This window comes from Bradyrhizobium sp. C9, assembly GCF_002532045.1.
Taxonomy (GTDB): domain Bacteria; phylum Pseudomonadota; class Alphaproteobacteria; order Rhizobiales; family Xanthobacteraceae; genus Bradyrhizobium.
In genome coordinates this window covers 18,927-41,955 of the sequence record NZ_NWTG01000014.1, presented here as the reverse complement: position 1 = coordinate 41,955, position 23,029 = coordinate 18,927, and the positions used below count along the sequence as shown (strand labels likewise).

At 65.2% G+C, this 23,029-nt stretch carries 24 protein-coding genes; 20 read left to right on the top strand and 4 right to left on the bottom strand.

Annotated features, from left to right (window positions below):
• Positions 1–135: 135 nt before the first annotated feature.
• The 8 genes from CO675_RS25090 (at position 136) to CO675_RS25055 (ending at position 7,294) form a co-directional block, all read left to right on the top strand.
• On the top strand, positions 136–1,116 hold the full coding sequence (locus tag CO675_RS25090; protein WP_097674521.1) for a tripartite tricarboxylate transporter substrate binding protein BugD: 981 nt from the start codon (positions 136–138) through the stop codon (positions 1,114–1,116).
• Between the two features lie 232 nt (positions 1,117–1,348).
• Positions 1,349–2,143 (top strand): thymidylate synthase, encoded by a 795-nt coding sequence (locus CO675_RS25085; RefSeq protein WP_097674520.1) that lies wholly within the window; start codon positions 1,349–1,351, stop codon positions 2,141–2,143.
• On the top strand, positions 2,143–2,628 hold the full coding sequence (locus CO675_RS25080; protein WP_097674519.1) for a GNAT family N-acetyltransferase: 486 nt from the start codon (positions 2,143–2,145) through the stop codon (positions 2,626–2,628). The genes CO675_RS25085 and CO675_RS25080 overlap by 1 nt, the downstream gene beginning before the upstream one ends.
• Entirely contained in the window at positions 2,628–3,140 is a 513-nt protein-coding gene (locus CO675_RS25075) for a dihydrofolate reductase (protein ID WP_097674518.1), read from the top strand. The genes CO675_RS25080 and CO675_RS25075 overlap by 1 nt, the downstream gene beginning before the upstream one ends.
• 144 nt (positions 3,141–3,284) lie before the next feature.
• A complete protein-coding gene (gene hflK, locus CO675_RS25070) occupies positions 3,285–4,430 on the top strand; it encodes an FtsH protease activity modulator HflK (protein ID WP_097674517.1) in 1,146 nt (381 codons plus the stop codon).
• Positions 4,427–5,326: a protease modulator HflC gene (hflC, locus tag CO675_RS25065; protein ID WP_097674516.1), complete on the top strand. Its 900-nt coding sequence runs from the start codon at positions 4,427–4,429 to the stop codon at positions 5,324–5,326. Before hflK ends, hflC begins: the two co-directional genes overlap by 4 nt.
• Positions 5,327–5,429: 103 nt before the next feature.
• On the top strand, positions 5,430–5,630 hold the full coding sequence (locus CO675_RS25060; RefSeq protein WP_097674515.1) for a DUF2065 domain-containing protein: 201 nt from the start codon (positions 5,430–5,432) through the stop codon (positions 5,628–5,630).
• A gap of 167 nt (positions 5,631–5,797) precedes the next feature.
• On the top strand, positions 5,798–7,294 hold the full coding sequence (locus tag CO675_RS25055; RefSeq protein WP_198964735.1) for a Do family serine endopeptidase: 1,497 nt from the start codon (positions 5,798–5,800) through the stop codon (positions 7,292–7,294).
• Positions 7,295–7,448: 154 nt separating this feature from the next.
• Here the strand turns inward: CO675_RS25055 and serB are convergent, their stop codons facing one another.
• Positions 7,449–8,366: a phosphoserine phosphatase SerB gene (gene serB, locus CO675_RS25050; protein WP_097674514.1), complete on the bottom strand. Its 918-nt coding sequence runs from the start codon at positions 8,364–8,366 to the stop codon at positions 7,449–7,451.
• On the opposite strand from serB, the gene miaA reads away from it, so the two are divergent.
• From miaA to ilvC, 8 genes are all read left to right on the top strand, one after another.
• Positions 8,365–9,294 carry a tRNA (adenosine(37)-N6)-dimethylallyltransferase MiaA gene (miaA, locus tag CO675_RS25045; RefSeq protein ID WP_097674513.1) on the top strand — a complete coding sequence of 310 codons (930 nt, stop codon included), beginning with the start codon at positions 8,365–8,367 and terminating at the stop codon, positions 9,292–9,294. The two genes, serB and miaA, sit on opposite strands and share 2 nt — an antisense overlap.
• Before the next feature lie 388 nt (positions 9,295–9,682).
• Entirely contained in the window at positions 9,683–11,458 is a 1,776-nt protein-coding gene (locus CO675_RS25040; protein WP_097674512.1) for an acetolactate synthase 3 large subunit, read from the top strand.
• 14 nt (positions 11,459–11,472) lie between these two features.
• Positions 11,473–12,459, top strand: a complete 987-nt coding sequence (locus tag CO675_RS25035) for a threonine dehydratase (protein ID WP_097674511.1) — start codon at positions 11,473–11,475, stop codon at positions 12,457–12,459.
• Positions 12,460–12,480: 21 nt separating this feature from the next.
• A complete protein-coding gene (ilvN, locus tag CO675_RS25030; protein ID WP_016841057.1) occupies positions 12,481–13,023 on the top strand; it encodes an acetolactate synthase small subunit in 543 nt (180 codons plus the stop codon).
• A 3-nt stretch (positions 13,024–13,026) separates the two neighbouring features.
• The gene (locus CO675_RS25025) at positions 13,027–13,722 is read left to right on the top strand and encodes a class I SAM-dependent methyltransferase (RefSeq protein ID WP_050628421.1); all 696 of its coding nucleotides are present in this window, start codon (positions 13,027–13,029) and stop codon (positions 13,720–13,722) included.
• Positions 13,723–13,765: 43 nt separating this feature from the next.
• A complete protein-coding gene (locus CO675_RS25020) occupies positions 13,766–14,644 on the top strand; it encodes an EamA family transporter (protein WP_097674510.1) in 879 nt (292 codons plus the stop codon).
• Between the two features lie 7 nt (positions 14,645–14,651).
• Positions 14,652–15,260: a LysE family translocator gene (locus CO675_RS25015; RefSeq protein WP_097674509.1), complete on the top strand. Its 609-nt coding sequence runs from the start codon at positions 14,652–14,654 to the stop codon at positions 15,258–15,260.
• 150 nt (positions 15,261–15,410) lie between these two features.
• On the top strand, positions 15,411–16,430 hold the full coding sequence (ilvC, locus tag CO675_RS25010; RefSeq protein WP_021077157.1) for a ketol-acid reductoisomerase: 1,020 nt from the start codon (positions 15,411–15,413) through the stop codon (positions 16,428–16,430).
• A gap of 158 nt (positions 16,431–16,588) precedes the next feature.
• Here the strand turns inward: ilvC and CO675_RS25005 are convergent, their stop codons facing one another.
• Positions 16,589–17,695 (bottom strand): DUF2336 domain-containing protein, encoded by a 1,107-nt coding sequence (locus CO675_RS25005; RefSeq protein ID WP_097674508.1) that lies wholly within the window; start codon positions 17,693–17,695, stop codon positions 16,589–16,591.
• A gap of 191 nt (positions 17,696–17,886) precedes the next feature.
• On the bottom strand, positions 17,887–18,924 hold the full coding sequence (locus tag CO675_RS25000; RefSeq protein WP_245452911.1) for an adenylate/guanylate cyclase domain-containing protein: 1,038 nt from the start codon (positions 18,922–18,924) through the stop codon (positions 17,887–17,889).
• 113 nt (positions 18,925–19,037) lie between these two features.
• Here CO675_RS25000 and CO675_RS24995 point away from each other — a divergent pair, with 113 nt between their 5' ends.
• Both CO675_RS24995 and CO675_RS24990 read left to right on the top strand, forming a co-directional pair.
• Positions 19,038–19,436 carry a lysozyme inhibitor LprI family protein gene (locus CO675_RS24995; protein WP_245452910.1) on the top strand — a complete coding sequence of 133 codons (399 nt, stop codon included), beginning with the start codon at positions 19,038–19,040 and terminating at the stop codon, positions 19,434–19,436.
• A gap of 28 nt (positions 19,437–19,464) precedes the next feature.
• Positions 19,465–19,698 (top strand): hypothetical protein, encoded by a 234-nt coding sequence (locus CO675_RS24990; protein WP_097674507.1) that lies wholly within the window; start codon positions 19,465–19,467, stop codon positions 19,696–19,698.
• A 12-nt stretch (positions 19,699–19,710) separates the two neighbouring features.
• On the opposite strand, the gene CO675_RS24985 is transcribed toward CO675_RS24990, so the two are convergent.
• On the bottom strand, positions 19,711–20,331 hold the full coding sequence (locus CO675_RS24985) for a hypothetical protein (protein ID WP_097674506.1): 621 nt from the start codon (positions 20,329–20,331) through the stop codon (positions 19,711–19,713).
• Positions 20,332–20,440: 109 nt separating this feature from the next.
• Between CO675_RS24985 and CO675_RS24980 the strand changes: the two genes are divergently transcribed.
• Both CO675_RS24980 and CO675_RS24975 read left to right on the top strand, forming a co-directional pair.
• Entirely contained in the window at positions 20,441–21,145 is a 705-nt protein-coding gene (locus tag CO675_RS24980) for a TetR/AcrR family transcriptional regulator (protein ID WP_097674505.1), read from the top strand.
• Positions 21,146–21,312: 167 nt separating this feature from the next.
• On the top strand, positions 21,313–23,025 hold the full coding sequence (locus CO675_RS24975; RefSeq protein WP_097674504.1) for a sulfatase-like hydrolase/transferase: 1,713 nt from the start codon (positions 21,313–21,315) through the stop codon (positions 23,023–23,025).
• Positions 23,026–23,029: the final 4 nt, after the last annotated feature.

The following is a 23,029-nucleotide window of genomic DNA, read 5'->3' as shown; positions in this document are numbered from 1 at the left end:
CAAGGAGCGCCGGCCTGCGTCGGCGCGCCGCAGGCGGAAGTCGAATCGACACTCGATGTCGTCTCATGAAATGAAAATGCCGGCCGATTTGGCCGGCGTTTTTATTTGGTTAAAACGTTCCCGGGAGGAATTGAGATGATGTCCATTCGCTCGCTTGCGGGCGCATGCCTTTCGGCATTTGCTGCGCTCGGCGCATTCGCCGTGCCGGCGTCGGCGCAAACCTATCCGACCCGCACCATCACCATGATCGTGCCGTTCGCGGCCGGCGGTCCGACCGACGTGATCTCGCGCATCGTCACCGCGCACATGGCGCAGACGCTCGGACAGAGCATCGTCATCGAGAACGTGGTCGGCGCCGGCGGCACCACGGCGACGACGCGCGCCGCACGCGCCGCCAATGACGGCTACACGCTGGTCACCGGACATATGGGCACGCACGCGGCGTCCGTGCCGCTCTATCCGAAGCTCGCCTACCATCCGGAAAAGGACTTCGAGCCCGTCGCGCTGCTCGCGGGCACGCCGATCCTGATCCTTGCCCGCAAAGATTTCCCGCCGAAGGATCTGAAGGAATTCGTCGCCTACGTGAAGGCCAATGCCGACAAGGTCAACGCCGCGCATGCCGGCATCGGCTCGGTCTCGCACGCCTCCTGCGAGCTGTTGAACTCGATCCTCGACGTCAAGCCGGTGGGCGTGCCCTTCAACGGCACCGGCCCCGCCATGAACGCGCTGGTCGCCGGCCAGGTCGATTACATGTGCGACCAGATCGTCAACGCGGTGCCGCAGATCAACGCCGGCACCATCAAGGCCTATGCGGTCGCCACCTCCGAGCGCAATCCGTCGCTGCCCAATGTCCCGACCACGGCAGAGGCCGGCCTGCCGGCATTCCAGGCCCAGGCCTGGAACGCGATCTTCGCGCCGAAGGGAACTTCGCCCGCGATCATCGCCACGCTGAATGCCGCGGCCATCAAGGCGCTCGACGACGAGAACGTGCGCAAGCGGCTGCTCGAACTCGGCAGCGTGATCCCGGCACCCGCCAACCGCACGCCGGAGGCGCTCGCGACCCTCGTCAAAAGCGAGATCGCGAAGTGGACCCCGGTGCTGAAGCCGGCGAGTTAACTTAACGCGATCAAGCGGATAGGGCAGGGGCGGAACACAAGTTCCGCCCCTTGTCGTTTGGCGCAAGGGTGCTCACTTTTCGGGGTATAATCGGTGCAATCAGCCGAATCGGGATGTCGATAGGCAGCCTCGGCCGTTAAGTTCGCCATTCCGGCTAGTTTTGACGCGTTTTCTTTACGCGAACCGGTATCCACTTCGCTCGAAAACGCTTTGAGGGTCCGAAACCAACGCCATGAACCAGTATCACGACCTGCTCGAACGCATCCTCGCCGATGGCGCGGAGAAGCACGACCGCACCGGCACCGGCACGCTGTCGATCTTCGGCCACCAGATGCGCTTCAACCTGTCGGCCGGCTTCCCGATGCTGACCACCAAGCGGTTGCCGCTGAAGGCGATCGTGCACGAGCTGCTCTGGTTCCTCGCCGGCGACACCAACATCAAATATCTCAACGACAACGGCGTCACGATCTGGGACGAATGGGCCGACGCCAATGGCGATCTCGGCCCGGTCTACGGCTCGCAATGGCGCTCGTGGCCCGCGCCCGACGGCCGAAGCATCGACCAGATCGCTGGTGTGATCGAGATGATCAAGCGCAATCCGGACTCGCGGCGGCTGATCGTCAGCGCCTGGAATCCGGCCGAGGTCGACAAGATGGCGCTGCCGCCGTGCCACTGCCTGTTCCAGTTCTATGTCGCGAACGGCAAATTGTCCTGCCAGCTCTATCAGCGCTCCGGCGACGTCTTCCTCGGCGTGCCCTTCAACATCGCCTCCTATGCGCTCTTGACCATGATGGTGGCGCAGGTGACCGGCCTCAAGCCCGGCAATTTCGTCCACTCGCTCGGCGATGCGCATCTCTACTCGAACCACCTCGAACAGGCGCGGCTGCAATTGACGCGGCCGACGCGGCCGTTGCCCACGATGGCGATCAATCCCGACGTGAAGGATATCTTCGCGTTCCGTTACGAGGACTTCAAACTCGAGGACTACGACCCGCATCCGCATATCAAGGCTGAAGTCGCGGTCTGATGTCGCTCACCATCCGCCGCGCGCGGCCCGATGAGGCCGGACTGGTGTTCTCGCTGGTCCGCGAGCTCGCCGATTACGAAAAGCTTTTGCACGAGGTCCACGCCACCGAGGCCGATATTGCCGAGGCGCTGTTCGGCGCCAACCCGCGGCTTACTTGCGACATCGCCGAATGGAACGGCGAGCCGGCCGGCTTCGCGGTCTGGTTCGTCAACTTCTCGACCTTCGCCGGCCGCCACGGCATCTATCTCGAAGACCTCTTCGTGCGCCCGGCGCTGCGCGGCAAGGGCATCGGCAAGGCGCTGCTGGTGCATCTGGCCAAGCAATGCCTCGCCAATGGCTGGGCGCGCCTGCAATGGGCGGTGCTCGATTGGAACGCGCCGTCGATCGCCTTCTACAAGTCGCTCGGCGCCGAGATGATGGACGAATGGACGATTTGCCGCGTCTCCGGCGAGGCGCTGTCGGCACTCGCGGAAGGAGCGCGCTGATGGAGATCGTGCTCGTCGTCGCCGTCGCCGAAAACGGCGTGATCGGGAAGGACAACGCCATTCCGTGGCGGCTCAAATCCGATCTGCGACGCCTCAAGGCGATCACGCTCAACAAGCCCGTCGTGATGGGACGCAAGACCTTCGAATCCCTGCCCAGGCCGCTGCCGGGACGCACCAACATCGTGGTGACGCGCGATGCGAACTACCGTGCGCGCGGCGCCATCGTCACCAATTCGTTCGAGAACGCCCACGCAATTGCGCTTGGTGACGCGCTGCGGCGTTTCGCCACTGAAATTGCAATCATCGGTGGCGCTGAAATCTATGCGCAGTGGATGGGCATAGCCGACCGGCTTGAGATCACCGAGGTTCACGCTAGCCCGGACGGCGATACACGGTTCGACAAAATCGACACCAAGGCGTGGGAGGAGGTCGCGCGTGTGCGAAATCCGGCAGGTCCGGATGACAGCGTCGACTTCTCCTATGTGACATATCGTCGGCGCGGCCGGGGTTAACCAATGTTTGCATTGACAATTATGCCCCGGCGCATAGCTCGTCCGGCGAGGAAGCTTGCGTTGTAAGGGCCTGAGCGGTCCCCTATAACCGGGCCGGACATTCGAGGCCGGGCGTCCCGTCCGGACTTGCCGAGGAGATGTTTGATGCCGTGGAAAAATCAAGGCGGGGGGCCATGGGGCTCGGGTCCGAAAGGACCATGGGGCACGGGTCCGCAGTCAGCCGGGCCGAGGCCGCCGGATCTTGAGGATCTGCTGCGGCGCGGCCAGGACCGGCTGCAGCAGTGGCTGCCCGGCGGTCATTTCAGCGGCATGGGCATCGCGCTGGTACTGGTCGCCGCGCTGGCGATCTGGTTCGCCACCGGGATCTTCCGCGTCCAGTCCGAAGAGCTCGGCGTCGTGCTGCGCTTCGGCAAATACGTCCGCGACGCGCAGCCGGGCCTGCGCTATCACCTGCCGTATCCGATCGAGACGGTGCTGCTGCCGAAGGCGCTGCGCGTCAACACGATCTCGATCGGCATGACCCTGATCGACGATCCCGCACGGCGCGGCCGCACCATGCGCGACGTGCCGGAAGAGAGCCTGATGCTGACCGGCGACGAGAACATCGTCGACGTCGACTTCACCGTGTTGTGGCGGATCAAGCCCGGCGGGGCCGGCGCCTATCTGTTCAACATCCAGAATCCCGAAGGCACCGTGAAGGCGGTTGCCGAAAGCGCGATGCGTGAGGTGATCGGGCGCTCGCAGATCCAGCCGATCCTGACCGGGGCGCGCAACGTCACCGAGCAGAACGTCCAGGAGCTGATGCAGAAGACGCTCGACAACTACAGCGCGGGCATCCAGATCACCCAGGTGCAGATGCAGAAGGTCGATCCGCCGGCGCAGGTGATCGACGCATTCCGCGACGTGCAGGCGGCGCGCTCCGATCTCGAGCGCAAACAGAACGAGGCGCAGACCTACGCCAACCGGATCGTGCCGGAAGCGCGTGGTCGGTCCGCGCAGATCCAGCAGGCCGCCGAAGGCTACAAGGAGCAGGCGGTCGCCGAGGCCAAGGGCCAGAGCGCACGCTTCCTGAAAGTCTATGATGAGTACAAGAAGGCACCCGAAGTGACGCGCGAGCGCATCTATCTGGAGACCATGGAACGCGTGCTCGGCAGCTCCGAGAAGCTCGTCTATGACGGCGGCCAGGGCCAGAACATCGTGCCCTACCTTCCGCTCGGAGAACTGACGCCGCGGCGTCCGCCGGCAGCAGCACCGGCCACGACCGGTCAGCAGCAGGGAGCCACCCGATGAGGTCCCCTGTCACCGGCATTGTGTCCCTGATCGTCCTCTTCATCGTGCTCGCCGTCGGCTACAGCTCGATGTTCACCGTGGCGCAGACCGAGCAGACCATCGTCTTGCGGTTCGGCGAGCCGGTTGAGGTCGTCACCGATCCCGGCCTGCACTTCAAGGCGCCGTGGAATTCGGTGATCAACGTCGACAAGCGCATCCTCGATCTCGAAAATCCGTCGCAGGAAGTGATCGCCTCCGACCAGAAGCGGCTCGTGGTCGACGCCTTCGCGCGCTATCGCATCAAGAATGCGCTGCGCTACTACACCAGCGTCGGCTCGATCCAGGCCGCCAATCTGCAGCTGACCACGCTGCTCAACGCGGCCCTGCGCCGCGTGCTCGGCGAGGTCAACTTCATCACAGTGGTGCGCGACGAGCGCGAGAAGCTGATGGCACGGATTCGCGAGCAGCTCGACAAAGAGGCCGACGGCTACGGCATCGAGGTCGTCGACGTCCGGATCCGCCGCGCCGACCTGCCGGAGCAGAACAGCCAGGCGGTGTACGACCGGATGAAGTCCGAGCGTCAGCGCGAAGCGGCCGAGTTCCGGGCCCAGGGCGACCAGAAGGCGCAGGAGATCCGCTCGAAGGCCGACCGCGAAGCGACCGTGATCGTCGCCGAAGCGAATTCGGCTGCGGAGCAAACCCGCGGTGCTGGTGACGCCGAGCGCAACCGCCTGTTCGCCGAGGCCTATGGCAAGGACAAGGACTTCTTCGCGTTCTATCGCTCGATGACGGCCTATGAGAACAGTCTGCGTTCCGGCGACACGCGTTTCCTGTTGCGGCCGGACTCGGAATTCTTCAGATACTTCGGCAATGCGAACGGCAAGTTGCCCGAGGCGGCCGCCGCGCCGAAACAGTAACGTCAAGACCTGAACATCACGACTTGAACGATTTGGCGGCGATGCGGACACCGCGTCGCCGCCACTCGACAACAACAAGCATCGAGCGGGAGGCTGCCATCCGATGAAGTCCATAGCGTTCGGCGACTTCCTCATCGGGTTGGGAATACTGTTCGTGCTCGAAGGCATCCTGTTTGCGGCAAGTCCCGACTGGATGCGCCGGGCGATGAAGAGCGCGCTGGCCACGCCCGACAACATCCTGCGCATCGTCGGCATCGGTTCGGCGCTCGCGGGACTGATCCTGATCTGGGTGGTCCGGCGCTGATCATTGCCTGTTCCACCGCGCAGATCGCGCCGGAATGAACATAATCGTGAGCCTCTTGCAGCCGGTTTTTCGCCGAAATGCCTGGCTGAGATGCTTGCGCCATACGCCCGTTCGGGCGCACTCTGTAACCAGCTAATTTGAACCCGTTTGCCTGGAGAAACTCCGACATGATCGCTGCCAGACCAGCCCTGAGCCGCCGCCTCCGCATGATGGGAGCTGCGATCTCGATCGGTGCTGCGAGCATGCTGAGCTCTGTGCCGGCGTCCGCACGCGGCCCCGAGGGCATTGCCGACATCGCCGAGAAGGTGATCGACGCCGTCGTCAACATCTCGACCTCGCAGACGATCGAGGCCAAGGACCGGACGATGCCGCAGCTGCCGCCCGGCTCCCCGTTCGAGGAATTCTTCGACGACTTCTTCAAGAACCGCCGCGGCCCGCCCGGCAAGGGCGGCGACAAGAGCGGCGAGTTCCAGCCGCGCAAGACCAACTCGCTCGGCTCCGGCTTCATCGTCGACACCGCGGGTATCGTCGTCACCAACAACCACGTCATCGCCGACGCCGACGAGATCAACGTCATCCTCAACGACGGCACCAAGATCAAGGCCGAGCTGGTCGGCGTCGACAAGAAGACCGACCTCGCGGTCCTGAAGTTCAAGCCGCCGAAGCCGCTCACCTCGGTGAAGTTCGGCGACAGCGACAAGATCCGCCTCGGCGATTGGGTGGTCGCGATCGGCAACCCGTTCAGCCTCGGTGGCACGGTGACGGCAGGCATCGTGTCAGCCAAGAACCGTGACATCAGCCAGGGCCCGTATGACAGCTACATCCAGACCGACGCGGCCATCAACCGCGGCAATTCCGGCGGCCCGCTGTTCAACCTCGATGGCGAGGTGATCGGCGTCAACACGCTGATCATCTCCCCGACCGGCGGCTCGATCGGTCTCGGCTTCGCCGTGCCGTCGAAGACGGTGGCGGGCGTCGTCGACCAGCTGCAGAAGTTCGGCGAGCTGCGCCGCGGCTGGCTCGGCGTGCGCATCCAGCAGGTCACCGACGAGATCGCCGACAGCCTCAACATCAAGCCGGCGCGTGGCGCGCTGGTTGCCGGCGTCGACGACAAGGGCCCGGCCAAGCCGGCCGGCATCGAGCCGGGCGATGTCGTCGTCAAGTTCGACGGCAAGGACGTCAAGGATCCGAAGGACCTGTCGCGCATTGTCGCTGACACCGCGGTCGGCAAGGAAGTCGATGTCGTCATCATCCGCAAAGGCAATGAAGAGACCCGCAAGGTCACGCTCGGCCGGCTCGAGGACAACGACAAGGCTCAGCAGGCCAATGCCAAGCCCAAGGACGACACCGCCGAGAAGCCGGTGACCCAGAAGGCGCTCGGTCTCGATCTCGCGGCGCTGAGCAAGGATCTGCGCACCAAGTACAAGATCAAGGACAGCGTGAAGGGCGTCGTCGTCACCGGCGTCGACAATGCCTCCGACGCTGCCGAAAAGCGGCTGTCGGCCGGCGACGTCATCGTCGAGGTGGCGCAGGAGGCGGTGTCCAGCGCCGCCGACATCAAGAAGCGCGTCGACCAGCTGAAGAAGGACGGCAAGAAGTCCGTGCTGCTGCTGGTTTCCAACGGCGACGGCGAATTGCGCTTCGTCGCGCTCGGCGTGCAGTAGGCGCGCGCTGAGGCCTCACCGTCACTGTCATCCCCCGCGAAAGCGAGGGATCCAGTACGCCGCGGCCGTCCTTGTTGAGGAAGTAGGCAACGGCTTCGAGGTAATCGGCATCGGTGGTTATGGGTCCCGGCCTGCGCCGGGACGACATCGTAGCCTACCCCGCCACGAATTCGTCCCGGCGATAGCCCTGCGCGTACAACAGCGCGGTGAGGTCGCCGTGATCGATCCGCGCCGCGGCGGCGGCTGCGACCGCGGGCTTGGCGTGATAGGCGACGCCGAGACCTGCGGCCTGGATCATGCCTAGATCATTGGCGCCGTCGCCCGTGACCAGCGTGTCGATGTCGTCGAGGTCGAAGGATTCGGTCAGCTCGACCAGGGTGGCGAGCTTGGTGGCGCGGCCGAGGATCGGCTCGACCACTTCGCCGGTCAGCTTGCCGTCCGCGACCTGCAGCTGGTTGGCGCGGTTCTCCTGGAAGCCGATCTTCTCCGCGACCACCTTGGTGAACAGGGTGAAGCCGCCGGAGATCAGGCAGGTATAGGCGCCGTGCGCGCGCATCGTCATGACCAGCGCGCGGCCGCCCGGCGTCGGCGTGATGCGCTTCTCCAGCACCTCGTCGACGACGCCGACCGGCAGGCCCTTGAGCAGGGCCACCCGCTCGCGCAGCGCGGACTCGAACTCGATCTCGCCGCGCATCGCGCGCTCGGTAATGGCTGCGACATGGGCCTTCAGCCCGGCGAAGTCGGCGAGCTCGTCGATGCATTCCTGGCCGATCATGGTCGAATCCATGTCAGCCAGAAAAAGCTTCTTGCGCCGGCCGAGCCGAGGCTGCACGACAATGTCGATCGGCAGGTCGCCGCGGGCCTGTCGCAGCCGCTCCTCGATGGCCTTGATCTCGTCCCTGCCGGCGTCTCCGCTCGAATCTTGGCTCTCGAACGGAATGTCGACGGCGACTTCGTTGAACAGCCACTGCGCCGGGCCCGGTGAGGGCAGCACGGCCCGCGCACCGTCGACGATGGTGGAGTCGAGCGCGGGACTTGCAGGATTGCAGATCAGCGTGGCAACGAGGGACATGCAGGCGCATTCAGGATTGTTGGACAAGGCAGTGCTTATCGCAGGGCCGACCGCCAGCGGCAAGTCGGCGCTGGCGCTCGAGCTTGCGCAGCGGACCGGCGGGGTCGTGATCAACACCGATTCCATGCAGGTCTATCGCGACCTCCGGATCATCACGGCGCGGCCGACCACCGCCGAGGAGGCACAGGTTCCGCACAGGCTCTATGGCCATGTCGACGCCGGCGTGAATTTCTCCGCGGGGGCCTGGGTGACCGACGCGGCAAGAGTGCTGGGTGAGGCGCGTGCGCAGCGACGGCTGCCGATCTTCATCGGCGGCTCGGGCCTCTATTTCAAGGCACTGACGCGCGGCCTGTCGGCGGTGCCGCCGATCCCCCCTGATGTGCGCGACGGCGTGCGCGCGCGGCTGGAGCAGCACGGCGTCGAGGCGCTGCATGCCGAGCTTGCGGCACGCGATCCGGTGTCGGCCGAACGGCTGAAGCCGCGCGACCGCACCCGCATCGCGCGGGCACTTGAGGTCGTCGAGGCCACCGGCCGCCCGCTGCCGGACTGGCATCGCGATGGCCTGCCGCCGTTGCTGCCGCCGGGCCAATTCCATGCGCTGTTTCTGGCGCCGGAGCGCGAGCGACTCTATGCGCGGATCGACGCGCGGTTCGGCGCGATGCTCGATGCCGGCGCGCTCGACGAGGTCGCGGCGCTGGCGGCGCGCGAGCTTGATCCGCTGCTGCCGGCCATGAAGGCCCATGGCGTCCCGGCGCTGATCCGTCACCTCAAGGGAGAGATCAGCCGGGAGCAGGCCGCGGAGATCGGCCGGGCCGACACCCGCCACTACGCCAAGCGCCAGTTCACCTGGTTTCGCCACCAGCTGCCGGAGTTTGAGTGGGTCGCGCCCGAGGCCGCGAGGGACTGGCTGAAGGAGCAAATCCCATAGCCGTTGGCTCCCATCCGGGCTACGGCCTCTCGGACTGCGGCGCCGCCGCGCGCCCGTCTGCCATGCGCGTTGCGCCGCGCAAAAACACTCGCCGAACGGTCGGAACCCCGTTACACTTCAAAAATCGCGAAATTGCTTGCCTTGCCTTGACATTCGGGCTTTGGCCGCTATGTTCGCGCAACCTTTGGGAAGACTGGGTCGTCTCGTGCGCAACATTATTACCAAACTGCTTATCGTCGTCGTACCCAGGCACACCGCCGGGGATGGCTAGCGGCCATCCAAATTCGGGCGGTGTGCATGGGGCCTCTGGGCCCCTTTTTATTGCCCGAAACAGAACTGACGAGAACTGACAAAAGCCGCGCAAAAACAAGCGCATCCGGAGCGAACCATGACCGACAAGAGCCACGATCCCAATCAGATGACCGGCGCCGCGATGATCGTGCGCGCGCTCATCGATCACGGCGTGCAGCATGTCTTCGGGTACCCCGGCGGCGCGGTGCTTCCGATCTACGACGAGATTTTCCAGCAGAGCGAAGTCGAGCACATCCTGGTCCGCCACGAGCAGGGTGCCGGCCATGCCGCCGAAGGCTATGCCCGCTCGACCGGCAAGCCCGGCGTGGTGCTGGTGACGTCGGGGCCCGGCGCCACCAACATGGTGACGCCGCTGACCGACGCGCTGATGGACTCGATCCCGCTGGTCTGCATCACCGGCCAGGTGCCGACCCATCTGATCGGCAACGACGCCTTCCAGGAATGCGACACCGTCGGCATCACGCGGCCCGCCACCAAGCACAACTGGCTGGTGCGCGACGTCAACGACCTCGCCAGGGTGCTGCACGAAGCCTTCTATGTCGCGACCACCGGCCGCCCCGGTCCGGTGCTGGTCGACGTGCCGAAGGACGTGCAGTTCGCCACCGGCACCTATCATCCGCCGCGCAAGTCGGACGTTCACATCTCCTACACGCCGCGCGTCAAGGGCGATGCGACCCAGATCCGCAAGGCGGTGGCGCTGCTCGCCAATGCCAAACGTCCCGTGATCTATTCCGGCGGCGGCGTGATCAATTCCGGTCCCGAGGCCGCGCAACTGCTGCGCCAGCTGGTGGAGGCGACCGGCTTCCCGATCACCTCGACCCTGATGGGGCTGGGCGCCTATCCGGCGTCGGGGCCGAACTGGCTCGGCATGCTGGGCATGCACGGCACCTACGAGGCCAACATGACGATGCATGATTGCGACGTCATGCTGTGCGTCGGCGCGCGCTTCGACGACCGCATCACCGGCCGCGTCGATGCTTTCTCGCCGGGCTCGAAGAAGATCCACATCGATATCGACCCGTCCTCGATCAACAAGAACATCCGCGTCGACGTGCCGATCATCGGCGACGCCGGCAATGTGCTCGGCGACCTGCTGCAGGTGTTCAAGGCGGAAGCCAAGAAGCCCGACATCAAGGCGTGGTGGCAGCAGATCGCGCAATGGCGCGCGCGCAACTCGCTGTCCTACCGCAAGAACAACGATATCATCCTGCCGCAATACGCGATCCAGCGGCTGTTCGAGCTGACCCGCGGCAAGGACACCTACATCACGACCGAGGTCGGTCAGCACCAGATGTGGGCCGCGCAGTTCTTCGGCTTCGAGGAGCCGCACCGCTGGATGACATCAGGCGGTCTCGGCACCATGGGCTACGGCCTGCCGGCCGCGGTCGGCGTGCAGGTGGCGCATCCGGACAGCCTGGTGATCGACATCGCCGGCGACGCCTCTGTGCAGATGACGATCCAGGAGATGTCGACGGCGGTTCAGTTCGAGCTGCCGATCAAGATCTTCATCCTGAACAACCAGTACATGGGCATGGTGCGGCAGTGGCAGCAGCTGCTGCACGGCAACCGCCTGTCGCATTCGTACTCCGAGGCGCTGCCGGACTTCGTCAAGCTTGCCGAAGCCTATGGCTGCGTCGGCCTGCGGGCGGCCAAGCCGTCCGATCTCGACGGCGCGATCAAGGAGATGATCTCGATCAAGCGCCCGGTGCTGTTCGACTGCCGCGTCGCCGCGCTGGAGAACTGCTTCCCGATGATCCCGTCGGGCAAGGCGCACAACGAGATGCTGCTGCCGGAAGAAGCGACCGACGAGGCCACCGCGAAGGCCTTCTCCGGCGGCAAGGCGCTGGTGTGAGGTGAAGGTGGATCATGTTTGACCTCAACGAGCTCGAGCGCGCGCACAGGATCGTCGGCACCGCGGTGCCGGCGACGCCGGCGTATGCCTGGCCGTTGCTGGCCGAGCGGCTCGGCACCGAGGTCGTGGTCAAGCATGAGAACCACACGCCGATCGGCGCCTTCAAGGTGCGCGGCGGTCTGGTCTATCTGGAGCGGCTGAAGCGCGAGCGGCCCGATGTGCCCGGCATCATCTCGGCGACGCGCGGCAATCACGGCCAGAGCCTGGCGTTTGCCGCGAGCCGCCACGGCGTGCCGGCGGTGATCTACGTGCCGCGCGGCAACTCGGTCGAGAAGAACCGCGCCATGCACGCGTTCGGTGCCGAGCTCGTCGAGCACGGCGAGGACTTTCAGGCCGCGCGCGAAGAGGCCGAGCGCCGTGCCCAGTTCGCGGGCCTGCACATGGTGCCGTCGTTCCACCCGGACCTGGTGCTGGGTGTTGCGACCTACGCGCTCGAACTGTTCCGTACCGCCCCCGAGCTCGACATTCTCTATGTGCCGATCGGGCAGGGCTCCGGCATCTCCGGCTGCATCATGGCGCGCGACCTGCTCGGCCTGAAGACCGAGATCGTCGGCGTGCAGTCGACCGAGGCGCCGTCCTATGCGCTGTCGTTCGCGGCCGGCAAGATCGTGACCACCGAGACCAGCAACACGCTGGCCGACGGCATGGCAACGCGGATTCCGGACGCCGATGCATTCGCCCTGATCCGCAAGGGCGCCTCGCGCATCGTGCAGGTCACCGACGACGAGGTCGGGCAGGCGATCCGCGCCTACTGGACCGACACCCACAATCTCGCCGAGGGCGCAGGCGCCGCGGCGCTCGCAGCCGCGCTGCAGGAAAAGAGCAGGCTCGCCGGCAAGCGGGTCGGCCTGATCTTGAGCGGTGGCAATATCGATTTCGATTTGTTCCGAACCTGGATCGGGACGGATGCTGCGCCGGCCGCCCAGCGGGCGGTGGCGTGAAAAGAATGTAAGGGGACGACCATGAACCAGCCCGCATCCGCCTACTTCCTCGAAGAGCGTCACGATCCGAACGAGACGCACACGCTGTCCGTCCTCGTGCAGAACGAGCCCGGTGTGCTCGCGCGCGTGATCGGGCTGTTCTCCGGCCGCGGCTACAACATCGAGAGTCTCACGGTTTCGGAAACCGAAAGCCAGAAACACCTCTCGCGGATCACCATCGTCACCACGGGCACGCCGATGGTGATCCAGCAGATCAAGCATCAGCTCGACCGCATGATCCCGGTCTACCGCGTCGTCGACATGACGCTGACCGGCAGCTCGATCGAGCGCGAGCTTGCGATGGTCAAGGTGAGGGGCGGTGGCGATCACCGCGTCGAGGCGCTGCGACTGGCGGATGCGTTCCGCGCCCGGGTGATCGATGCCACGACCGAGAGCTTCGTGTTCGAGATCACGGGCAACTCGTCCAAGATCAGTCAGTTCATCGACCTGATGCGCCCGCTGGGCCTGGTCGAGGTGTCGCGAACCGGGGTGGCCGCGATCACGCGTGGGCCGGAAGGGATGTGAATCATGTTGGCGCGCGACTGGTACTACACGCAACGGCGGCAGGTCGGTCTCGATACCGCGGTTGCCTCGATCTATGACGTCAGTGAGGACAGCGATGTCCGTGCCCGACAGGCGCTGACCATGCTCGGCGTCAAGCCGGGCTGGCGGATCGCCGATATCGGCTGCGGCAACGGCGTGCTGGCGACCGAGGCGGCGCTGATGGGGGCCGAGGTCGACGCCATCGACATCTCGCCGGCGATGATCGGGCTCGCCGAGATCTATGCGCGCGATCGCAAGGCGAAGATCCGGACCCAGCCGGCCGGGCTGTTGTCCTTTGCCTACCAGCCGAATTCCTACGACCTCATCGTCAGCGAGTTCACGCTGCACCATCTGCCCGACTTCTGGAAGGCCGTGGCGCTGTCGCGGATCTTCAACGCGTTGAAGCCCGGCGCGAATTTCTACCTGCGCGACATGGTGTTCGTCAGCATGCCCGACGGCGTCGATCGCGATGTCGAGGGCTGGGCCGATTTCTCGATCAAGAACCACGATTTCGAGCGCGAAAGCGTCATGACCCACATGCGCGACGAGTACTCGACCTTCGGCTGGGTGATGGAGCGCATGCTGACCGAGACCGGTTTCACCCTGGTCGCCGCCGACTATCACGCGCCGCTGCACGGCACCTATCTGCTGCGCAAGCCGAAGCCGGACGAACAGATCTAGAGCTTGCATCGACAGAGCCAAACCGAACCAAAGAAGAAGAACAATGAAGCCGGCCGATGTTGGCATCGCCGTCATGGTCGCGGTGATCTGGGGACTTGCGTTCGTCGCAACCCGGTTCGCGCTCGATGAGCTGCCGCCCGAATTGATGACGGCGCTGCGCTTCGGCATCGCGGCCGTGCCGTGCCTGTTCCTGTGCAAGCCGCGTCAGGTGTCGTGGCTGCTGCTGATCGCAATCAGCCTCACCTTGTTCCTCGGCCAGTTCCTGGCGCAGTCCATCGCCATTGCCCATGGCATGCCGGTCGGGCTCACCAGCGTGATCGTGCAGAGCCAGGCGCTGTTCACCATCGGCTTTGCCGCTGTCCTGTTCGCCGAACTGCCGTCGCGGTTGCAGACCGTCGGCATCGGCATCGCCGCGATCGGCCTGCTGATGATCTGCGGCACCGTCGGATACGATTTCAGCGTCGCCGCCTTTGCCATCCTGATGATCTCGCCGATCTCGTTCGCAATCGGAAACCTGCTGCTGCGGCCGGCGCAGGGCGCGCGCATGTTCGACCTGTTCGCATGGCTGTGCCTGTGTGCGGCGATCCCGCTGTTCTGCCTGTCGCTGCTGACGCTTGGCGCGAAGCCGATGTTGCAGGCGCTGTCGCATCTGTCACCGGCCGGCATTGTCTCCATGCTGTTTGTCGGCACCGTTTCCACCAGCATCGCCTATTGGCTGTGGGGCCGGCTGCTCAGGGATTATCCGGCGGCCCAGGTGGTGCCGTTCGCGCTGCTGGTGCCGTTCGTCGGCTCCGCCGCCTCCAGCATCGTGTTCGGCGAGCGGTTCGGGCCGCTGCGGCTCGCCGGCATGCTCACGGTGATCGCCGGCATCGCCGTGATGCTGCTGTCGAAGCGGCCAAAAGCTCTGCCGAAAGTCGCGTGAGGGCACCATGTCGCATTCGCTAATGTTTGCCTTTGTCGTGTTTGCGGTCGTGATGTTCTTCACGCCGGGCCCCAACAACATCATGCTGCTGTCGTCGGGGCTGACCTACGGCTTCCGCCGCACTGTGCCGCACATCGCCGGCATCACGGTCGGCTTCGCCTTCATGGTCGGCGCGGTCGGCGTCGGGCTCGGGGCGGTCTTCATCGCCTATCCGGTGCTGCAGACCATCCTCAAATATGGCGGCGTCGCCTACCTGGTGTATCTGGCGGGCGTCATCGCCATGGCTGAGCCGCCCTCGGCGGACAAGGACGACAAGCCCGGCCGCGGCCCCATGACCTTCTGGGGCGCGGCCATGTTCCAGTGGATCAATGCCAAGGGCTGGGTGATGGTGATCGGCACCATCACGGCCTATGCGGCGATTGCCGCCTTCCCCTGGAACATCGCGATCCAGGTCGGCCTGAGCCTGCTCCTGGGAACGGTATCCTGCATCGTCTGGGCGCTGTTCGGCACGGCCCTGCGGCCGGTCCTGACCTCGCCCCGGGCGATCCGCGTCTTCAATGTGGTGATGGCCATCCTGCTGCTGGCCTCGCTCTACCCGGTCTTCATGGACGCATGATGCCGCACCGCGCCATGCGAGATGGGGGTTTCCCCTGAGGGGAAAAATGCTCTAGACAACGCCGGAAATTCGCGGGCGCCCGGCGGTTCTGACCTTCCGAAAGCCTGACTCATCGGCCGATTTTGGCCCCCTTCAAACGAGGAAAACACGATGCGAGTTTACTACGATCGCGATGCCGACCTGAACCTGATCAAGGGCAAAAAGGTCGCCATCGTCGGCTACGGCAGCCAGGGCCACGCCCACGCGCTGAACCTGAAGGATTCCGGCGTCAAGGACGTGGCGATCGCGCTGCGCAAGGGTTCGGCCTCGGCCAAGAAGGCCGAGAACGCCGGCTTCAAGGTGATGGAAGTCGCCGAGGCCGCCAAGTGGGCCGACCTCGTCATGATGCTGACCCCGGACGAGCTGCAGGGCGACATCTATCGCGAGCACCTGCACGACAACATGAAGAAGGGCGCGGCGCTCGTGTTCGCCCACGGCCTCAACGTGCACTTCAACCTGCTCGATCCGCGCGCCGACCTCGACGTGCTGATGATCGCGCCGAAGGGCCCCGGCCACACCGTGCGCTCGGAATATCAGCGCGGCGGCGGCGTGCCGTGCCTGATCGCGATCGCCAAGGATTCGTCGGGCAACGCCCATGACCTCGGCCTGTCCTACGCCTCGGCGATCGGCGGCGGCCGCGCCGGCATCATCGAGACCACCTTCAAGGAAGAGTGCGAGACCGACCTGTTCGGCGAGCAGGTGGTGCTCTGCGGCGGCCTGGTCGAGCTGATCAAGGGCGGCTACGAGACGCTGGTCGAGGCCGGCTACGCGCCCGAGATGGCCTATTTCGAGTGCCTGCACGAAGTGAAGCTGATCGTCGACCTGATCTATGAAGGCGGCATCGCCAACATGAACTACTCGATCTCCAACACCGCCGAATACGGCGAGTATGTCACCGGTCCGCGCATCGTCACGGCCGAGACCAAGGCGGAGATGAAGCGCGTGCTCGCCGACATCCAGGGCGGCAAGTTCGCCCGCGACTGGATGCTGGAGAACAAGGTCAACCAGACCTCGTTCAAGGCGACCCGCGCCAAGCTCGCCCAGCATCCGATCGAGGAAGTCGGCGCCAAGCTGCGCGACATGATGCCTTGGATCAAGAAGGGCGCGCTGGTCGACAAGAGCAAGAACTAAGCTCGGGCGTGTAGGGTGGGTTAGCCGAAGGCGTAACCCACCAATTCGTTCCGCGGAGACGCGGTGGGTTACGCTTCGCTAACCCACCCTACGCATCGAATCAAAAAGGGTGGGTGCGTTGCCCACCCTTTTTCTTTGTCACGACAAGGCAGCAGCAGCTAGCCGGCCGCCATCGGCTGCTTCTCGATCCTGTTGTGCAGCTGCCAGAACCGCACGGTGCGCTGGGCGGTTTCCAGCGACAGCCGCCGGTAATCGCGGTGCGCGATCTCGAGCGTCGCATGGTCGATCTGATGCGGCAACGGCCGCTTGCGCAGGATGGTTTCGACCGTCGGCCAGTTGAGCCGCGCCGAGCGGCACGGGATCAGCAGCAGGTCGGAGCGCAGCCCGAGCATCAGGCGCTCGATCATCGCGATCGGCATGTCGTTGAGCACGGCGAGCGCGACCGTGACCTCGTCGAACTTGCCGTCCTCGGCGAACTTGTACACCGCCGCATCGTCGAGCTCGTTGAGCTGCTTCATCAGCTTCACCAGTTCTTCGGCGATGCCGTAGTTGCGGCGCGGGGCGGCGGCCTCTTCCTGCGCGATGTCGTTCAGCACCTGGCTGATCTCCTCGCGTGCCCTGGGCGATGCGAGCGCGAGCAGGCGGGCCCGCACCGTCTCCTTGGCGCGCTGCAGCAGGTCGCGCAGCAGCTTGGCCGGAATATCGATGCGCAGCCCGAGGATCTCGACCAGCTCGTCGTCGCCTTCGGCGCGGGCGACGATCGTGGAATAGCCGCTGTCGGAGAACTCAGCGCCGGCGTTCTTGGCGAGGCGCCGGATCACCCGGTCCTCGCCGCGGTCGATGATCACGTCGGTGACGAATGCGGGCAGGTTTTCCCGCGCCGAGATCGCGAACAGATGGTCCTGTCCCTTGCTGCTGGCGATCTCCCGCAGTGCGGCGTTTGAGAGGCGGCTGGAGTGGGTCAAAACCTCGCCGGCGACGCCGATATCGTCGTCCCAGGCTAGATGGTGAATCACATCAAACGGCGCATAGTCGAGCGGCGCGAGCCGCTTGCTGAGCTCGGCCCGCGCACGCGTCTCGACGCGCGCGACGAGCAGGCAGAGCACGTCGTCGAACACCTTGACCTGTTCATCGTTGAGGCGGTCGCCGTCGTTCAGGAACAGATCGGTGACCTGCCGCAGCGTCTGCACGCGCTTGGCCGATGTCCCGTCCCGGACCGCATCTTCGAGTTCGGCAATAATCGATTGTGACGCCTGTTGCGCCATCGATGGGCAACCTTGTTTTTCTTGGATGACAACGGACTGCACGATATCGCTAGCGATCTTACACCTGCGTTAAGGTGGAACCCGGTGCAAATACGGGTCCATTGCCATCCTTAACGGGCCGCGACCAGACTTGATCAAATTCATGCTTTCGGCCCAACGGAAGCCGATGCCGGTGCAGTGTAAGGAATTGTTTAGGACGTTGCGCGCCGCGCGACCGCGAAGACCTCGATCGATGCGGCGCGCCCGCGCAATTGCGTCGAGCCGAGCGGCTCAACGGCAAGATCAAGGTTCAGAGGCAGCAGGCGACGCAGCTCGCCCGAGATCAGCAGCGGCCGGCCGGCCTCCTTGCAATGCGCCTGCAGCCGCGCCGTGACGTTCACGGTATCGCCGAAATAGGCGATCTGCCGCCGCGAGTCGCCGCATTCGCCGATGACGACCGGCCCAGCATGCATCCCGGCGCGGAATGCCGGCACCACGCCGAACTCCTTGCGATAATGGTCGGCCCGCTTGGCGAGGCGGTCTTCGATCGCGAACACGCAGTCGAGGTAGCGCCGCGACGGCTGACCCGTGCCGGCCGGCCAGGTCACGATGACCTCGTCGCCGACATAGGCATGAACCTCGCCGCCATGCGCCACGATCGGCTCATCGATGTCCGAGAAGAAGCGCGTCAAGAGCTCCTGCACACGCAGCTCGCCCATCGCCTCCGCCAGCGTCGTCGAGCCGACCAGGTCGAGGAACAGCAGCGCGCGTTCCTCGCGCACCGGCTGGCGGTAGCGTCCCAGCACGATGCTGAGCAGCGTATGGCCACCGATCATCCGGACCAGTTCGTAGATCGTGGTGATCGGGATCGACAGCAGCAGGCCGACACCGATGATCTTGAAGAAGGTCTCGCGAATCCACTTCGCCTCGACGCCATGCCCGTAGAGGACGACCTCCAGCACAATCGCAGCGACCGCAACGATAACGGCGAGGATCACGGAGCGGGCAATCAGCTCGACGATGAGCGGCCGCCGCCGTAGCCAGCCGCCACGCGCGGCCAGATTGAGATGCGTTGCCCAGACGATCAGGGTGATGACGGCGCCTTCGAGCGCGCTGCGCGTATAGTTCGCAACGGAGGCCTCGTCGGATTGGTCGAAGGCGTAGCGAAACAGCCCGCCGACGAGCAGGCCGAGCACGGTCAAAACGATTGCAGGCGTCACGCTCCGCCGCATGAATCCCTCCATGTCCATCAAATATCCTGCACGGATCGGGAAGGCCAGCCGCGGTGCGACCGATATGAACGGGATGGGCTACGGCGGCACTAACGTGTGGCTCCATGGGATTCATCGAAAGGGAAGGCGGCATGAAATCGGCTATCACGACAGGCGTGTGCAGGCTCGGGCGCCTGGTTGCGGCCGTTTTCGTCGTCGCCACCTCGTCGGCCTGGGCCGGCGATCAGGGCGATGGAGAACAATCCTGCGACGGCAGCACCTACCAGATGGTCGAGTGCCTCAAGGCCAAGACCGCGCAATGGGACAAGCGGATGAACGTCGCCTATCAGCAGGCGCTGAAGGATGCCGCCGGCGACAAGCAGCGCGACCAGTTGCGCACCGCGCAACGGCTATGGATCCAGTACCGTGACGCGAATTGCCTGTATTACGACCTCGGCGAGGGCACCATCGCCCGGCTCGATGCCGGCGAATGCATGCGCAGCATGACGGAAGCCCGCGCCAAGGAACTGGAAAATCTCGGCCATCAGTGAGCCATCTTCCGGAGTCAGGACCTCGGTCATGACTGACGGAAAGAGCCAGCACGAATTGACCCAGCTTGCCGAGGAGGCGCTGCGCGCCCAGCCCGGCTGCGAGACCGCCCGCGTGCCGGCGGTCGCCGCGCTGCCCGATGGGCAGGCCGGGCGCAACTGGGAGATTCCGAACGTGGTGCTCGGCGACAGCCTGATCAGCGACGTCGACCGCGCGGTGCTGTCGGTGCATCGTCGGCTCGGCCGCAAGTTTCACCTGGTGTGAGGCGGCCTGAATTCAGCTCGCCTGTGCCTGGCGTGGCGCAGGCCGCGCGGCCATGCTGATCATCCTGAGCGCGAACACCGCGGCGAGCGGCACCAGGAACAGCGCGTAGAGCGGCATCTCGGGAATCCGCTTGCCGAACGAGACCGTGAACTGCAGCAGCAGATAATAGCCGCCAACCAGATGCAGCCTGCGCCAGGCGCGCTGGCCCAGCAGCGCAGCGGTGCGATCGAACGAGGTCGCGGTCAGCGCGATGATGACGAGATAGCCGATGCCGCCGAAGATGTAGGAGACGATAGAGGTTGCGGCGGCGAAGCCGGCCGGATCGAACATGGCGAACGCCGTGATCGCGGCCGCGTGGATGGCGTGCGAGGCAGCGAAGGTGACGCCGAGATAGCGGCGGTTGCGGCGCTGCCAATGCGTCCAGCCGTTCGGCCAGAGCCGCGCCAGCGCGGCCGCCGAGAAGGCGAGGCAGAAGAAAAGCAGCGAGGTCCGCGCCGTGAAGCGGATCACCATCCGCACGCCATCGACCTCGAACTGCCGCATCGCGGCGATCCAGATCGAAAGCCCGATCAGGGTCAGTGTGAGCAGGCCGAACAGCCGCCAGCCCTCGAACCAGTTTCGACGCGTCGCCATATCCTGCCTCCCGTGTTGATGTAATCGCCAGTTACATTTCGCGATGGGATACGGTCAAGCCGTGTAATCGCCGCTTACATTCACAAGCGGGTGATGCTAGAGGTGCGTCATGCGCCGCCCCGCCAAGAACCCGCCGCCCACCGGACGCCGGTCCAACAAGCCGCGTCCGGCCGTCGCGGCGCGGGCGCCGGCGGCCAAGCCGTATCATCATGGCGACCTCCGCCGGGTCCTGATCGAGGCTGCCATGCAGCTGGTCGGCGAGGGCGGGCCGGAGGCGGTCAGCGTCCGCGAGGCCGCCCGCCGCGCCGGGGTCTCGCCCGGTGCGCCGTTCCGGCATTTCCCGAGCCGGGATGCGCTGATGAACGCGGTGGCGGAGGAGGCGCAGCGCCGCTTCCGCGCCGAGATCGAGATGGCGCTGGCCGATGCACCGTCAGGCGATCCGCTCGGCCGCTTCCGCTGCCTCGGGATCGCCTATCTGCGCTGGGCGATGAAGAACCCGACCCATTTCGAGATCATCTCCAGCCGCCGCTTCTTCGACCACGACCGCTCGGCCGGGGTCTCCAGCGACAATGCGGAGCTGATCGGCCTGACCGAGCGCATGCTGGCCGAAGCATTTTCGGCCGGTCAGCTTCGGATCCAGGATCTGAAGCAGGTCCAGATCGCCGGCCGCGCGCTGGTCTATGGTTTCGCGCGGATGCATATCGACGGCCATTTGCCGCGCTGGGGCGTCGCAGAAGCGGAGGTCGAGCAGATGGCCGCTGACATCGTCGACCTCTTCATCGCCGGCATTGCAGGGCCTGCGGCGAAGGTCTGAGGCGCACCGCGCCGGCCGGCGCGCTCCGGGCGGGCAAATTCATTGCGCGTTCATGACGATTCAATTACGGTTTTGTGACACGGCACAGACTCCGGCTGTGCCGTTTGCCTCCTGGCCGTTGCCAGTCAAGGCGGTGGCATTGCGCCGGGTTGTATTGCGTACCGCCCATGGCGCCCGCGCCTCAGCAAAACTCGTCCGTTGCCGCGCTGGCCGGCGGTCTTGCCGCGATCGGCATTTGGCGGTTGATGGCGGTCGCTGCGCCGCATCTCGGCGCGCTGATCCTGATGCTGCGGACCGAGACCGATTTCGGTTCGCGGCTCTGCTTCCTGCTCACCTGGGGAATCCTGAACTTCCTGTTCATCGCGCTGCTGCGCCGGCCGGCGATGTCGGGCGCGCTGTCGCTGACGCTGGTCGTGGTGCTGGTGCTGCTGTCGCGGTTCAAGCACGACGTGGTGCAGATGACTGCGAACTTCGTCGACCTGATGGTGATCGATCGCGACACCGCGGCGTTCCTGCTCACGATCTTTCCGAACCTGCGCTGGTCGATCATCGGCGCCGGCCTCGTGACGCTGCCGCTGATGTACGCGCTGTGGTGGCTCGATCCGTTCCGCATCCGCCGCCTGCCGGCCGCGGCCGCCTGCCTTGCCTGCACCGCGGCGCTCTCGGGCTATGCTTTCGCCTGGCCGGACGAGGCCTGGCGCGGCTACTACGACGACGGCTATCTGTCGAAATTCGCGCGCTCCGGCGTGACCGCGGTGTCGGACTTCGTCGCCTATGGCTTCATGGAGTCGGATCCGAGCGCGAGCGACCAGCTCAAGATGCCGCTGGTCGACGCCTGCCACCCGGCCGGACGGCGGCCGAATATCATCATGATCCATGATGAATCGAGCTTCGACATCCGCGCCGCTTCCGGCGTCAAGGTTCCGCCGGGCTATGGCAGCCAGTTCAAATCCTATGACGGCGTCGAGCGAAAATTCCTCGCCGAGAGCAATGGCGGACCGAGCTGGTTCACCGAGTACAACGTGCTGGCGGGATTGTCCTCGCGCTCGTTCGGCCGGTTCGCCTATTTCGTCACCCGCATCGCATCGGGCCGTGTCGAGCGCGGCCTGCCGCTGGCGCTGCGCCGCTGCGGCTACGACACGCTGTCGCTCTATCCGGCGTTCGGCGCCTTCATGAGCGCGCGCAGCTTCCAGACCACGACCGGCATCCAGCAATTCTACGACGCGCATGACCTGCATGCGAAGGACGTCGAGCCCGACGGCTTCTTCTACGACAAGGCGCTGAAGCTGATGGCCGAGCAGAAGACATCAGGCACGCCGCTGTTCACCTTCGTCTATCTCGCCGCCAATCATTTCCCGTGGGAGAGGAAATTCCGTCCCGAGCTGCTGCCGGCGTGGAAGCGGCCGGGCAACACGCCGTCGGTCGACGAATATCTGCGGCGGCAGGCGATGAGCGCCAACGACTATGCCGGCTTTGTCGCGGCGCTGAAGAAGAAGTTTCCTGCGCAGCCGTTCCTGATCGTGCGCTATGGCGATCACCAGCCGGAGTTCTCGCCGCAGCTGCTCGATCCCGGGCTCGACGAGGCCGGCATCGGCAAGAAACTGATGAATTACGATCCGCGCTACTACGCGACCTATTATGCGATCGATGCCATCAACTTCGAACCGGTGAAGAGCCCGACGGTGATGGACACGATCGACGCCGCCTATCTGCCGCTGGTGATCCAGGAAGCCGCGGGCATTCCGCTCGATCCGTCGTTCGAGGAGCAGAAGGCAATCATGCTTCGCTGCAACGGCGCGTTCTACGCCTGCAAGGACGGCGCGGAAGCGCGCCGCTTCAACCGCCTGCTGATCGACGCGGGGATCATCAAGGGACTTTGAGCCA

Bases quoted from the DNA above. Each gene is read 5' to 3' on its own strand.
- CO675_RS25085 (WP_097674520.1), top strand. From the start codon at position 1,349: ATGAACCAGTATCACGACCTGCTCGAACGCATCCTCGCCGATGGCGCG.
- hflK (WP_097674517.1), top strand. From the start codon at position 3,285: ATGCCGTGGAAAAATCAAGGCGGGGGGCCATGGGGCTCGGGTCCGAAA.
- CO675_RS25005 (WP_097674508.1), bottom strand. From the start codon at position 17,695: ATGGCGCAACAGGCGTCACAATCGATTATTGCCGAACTCGAAGATGCG.
- CO675_RS25020 (WP_097674510.1), top strand. From the start codon at position 13,766: ATGAAGCCGGCCGATGTTGGCATCGCCGTCATGGTCGCGGTGATCTGG.
- CO675_RS24990 (WP_097674507.1), top strand. From the start codon at position 19,465: ATGACTGACGGAAAGAGCCAGCACGAATTGACCCAGCTTGCCGAGGAG.
- CO675_RS25055 (WP_198964735.1), top strand. From the start codon at position 5,798: ATGATCGCTGCCAGACCAGCCCTGAGCCGCCGCCTCCGCATGATGGGA.
- CO675_RS24995 (WP_245452910.1), top strand. From the start codon at position 19,038: ATGAAATCGGCTATCACGACAGGCGTGTGCAGGCTCGGGCGCCTGGTT.
- miaA (WP_097674513.1), top strand. From the start codon at position 8,365: ATGCAGGCGCATTCAGGATTGTTGGACAAGGCAGTGCTTATCGCAGGG.
- CO675_RS24985 (WP_097674506.1), bottom strand. From the start codon at position 20,331: ATGGCGACGCGTCGAAACTGGTTCGAGGGCTGGCGGCTGTTCGGCCTG.
- CO675_RS25000 (WP_245452911.1), bottom strand. From the start codon at position 18,924: ATGGACATGGAGGGATTCATGCGGCGGAGCGTGACGCCTGCAATCGTT.
- serB (WP_097674514.1), bottom strand. From the start codon at position 8,366: ATGTCCCTCGTTGCCACGCTGATCTGCAATCCTGCAAGTCCCGCGCTC.
- CO675_RS24980 (WP_097674505.1), top strand. From the start codon at position 20,441: ATGCGCCGCCCCGCCAAGAACCCGCCGCCCACCGGACGCCGGTCCAAC.
- CO675_RS25060 (WP_097674515.1), top strand. From the start codon at position 5,430: ATGAAGTCCATAGCGTTCGGCGACTTCCTCATCGGGTTGGGAATACTG.
- CO675_RS24975 (WP_097674504.1), top strand. From the start codon at position 21,313: ATGGCGCCCGCGCCTCAGCAAAACTCGTCCGTTGCCGCGCTGGCCGGC.
- ilvN (WP_016841057.1), top strand. From the start codon at position 12,481: ATGAACCAGCCCGCATCCGCCTACTTCCTCGAAGAGCGTCACGATCCG.
- CO675_RS25080 (WP_097674519.1), top strand. From the start codon at position 2,143: ATGTCGCTCACCATCCGCCGCGCGCGGCCCGATGAGGCCGGACTGGTG.
- CO675_RS25035 (WP_097674511.1), top strand. From the start codon at position 11,473: ATGTTTGACCTCAACGAGCTCGAGCGCGCGCACAGGATCGTCGGCACC.
- hflC (WP_097674516.1), top strand. From the start codon at position 4,427: ATGAGGTCCCCTGTCACCGGCATTGTGTCCCTGATCGTCCTCTTCATC.
- CO675_RS25040 (WP_097674512.1), top strand. From the start codon at position 9,683: ATGACCGACAAGAGCCACGATCCCAATCAGATGACCGGCGCCGCGATG.
- CO675_RS25015 (WP_097674509.1), top strand. From the start codon at position 14,652: ATGTCGCATTCGCTAATGTTTGCCTTTGTCGTGTTTGCGGTCGTGATG.
- CO675_RS25075 (WP_097674518.1), top strand. From the start codon at position 2,628: ATGGAGATCGTGCTCGTCGTCGCCGTCGCCGAAAACGGCGTGATCGGG.
- CO675_RS25025 (WP_050628421.1), top strand. From the start codon at position 13,027: ATGTTGGCGCGCGACTGGTACTACACGCAACGGCGGCAGGTCGGTCTC.
- CO675_RS25090 (WP_097674521.1), top strand. From the start codon at position 136: ATGATGTCCATTCGCTCGCTTGCGGGCGCATGCCTTTCGGCATTTGCT.
- ilvC (WP_021077157.1), top strand. From the start codon at position 15,411: ATGCGAGTTTACTACGATCGCGATGCCGACCTGAACCTGATCAAGGGC.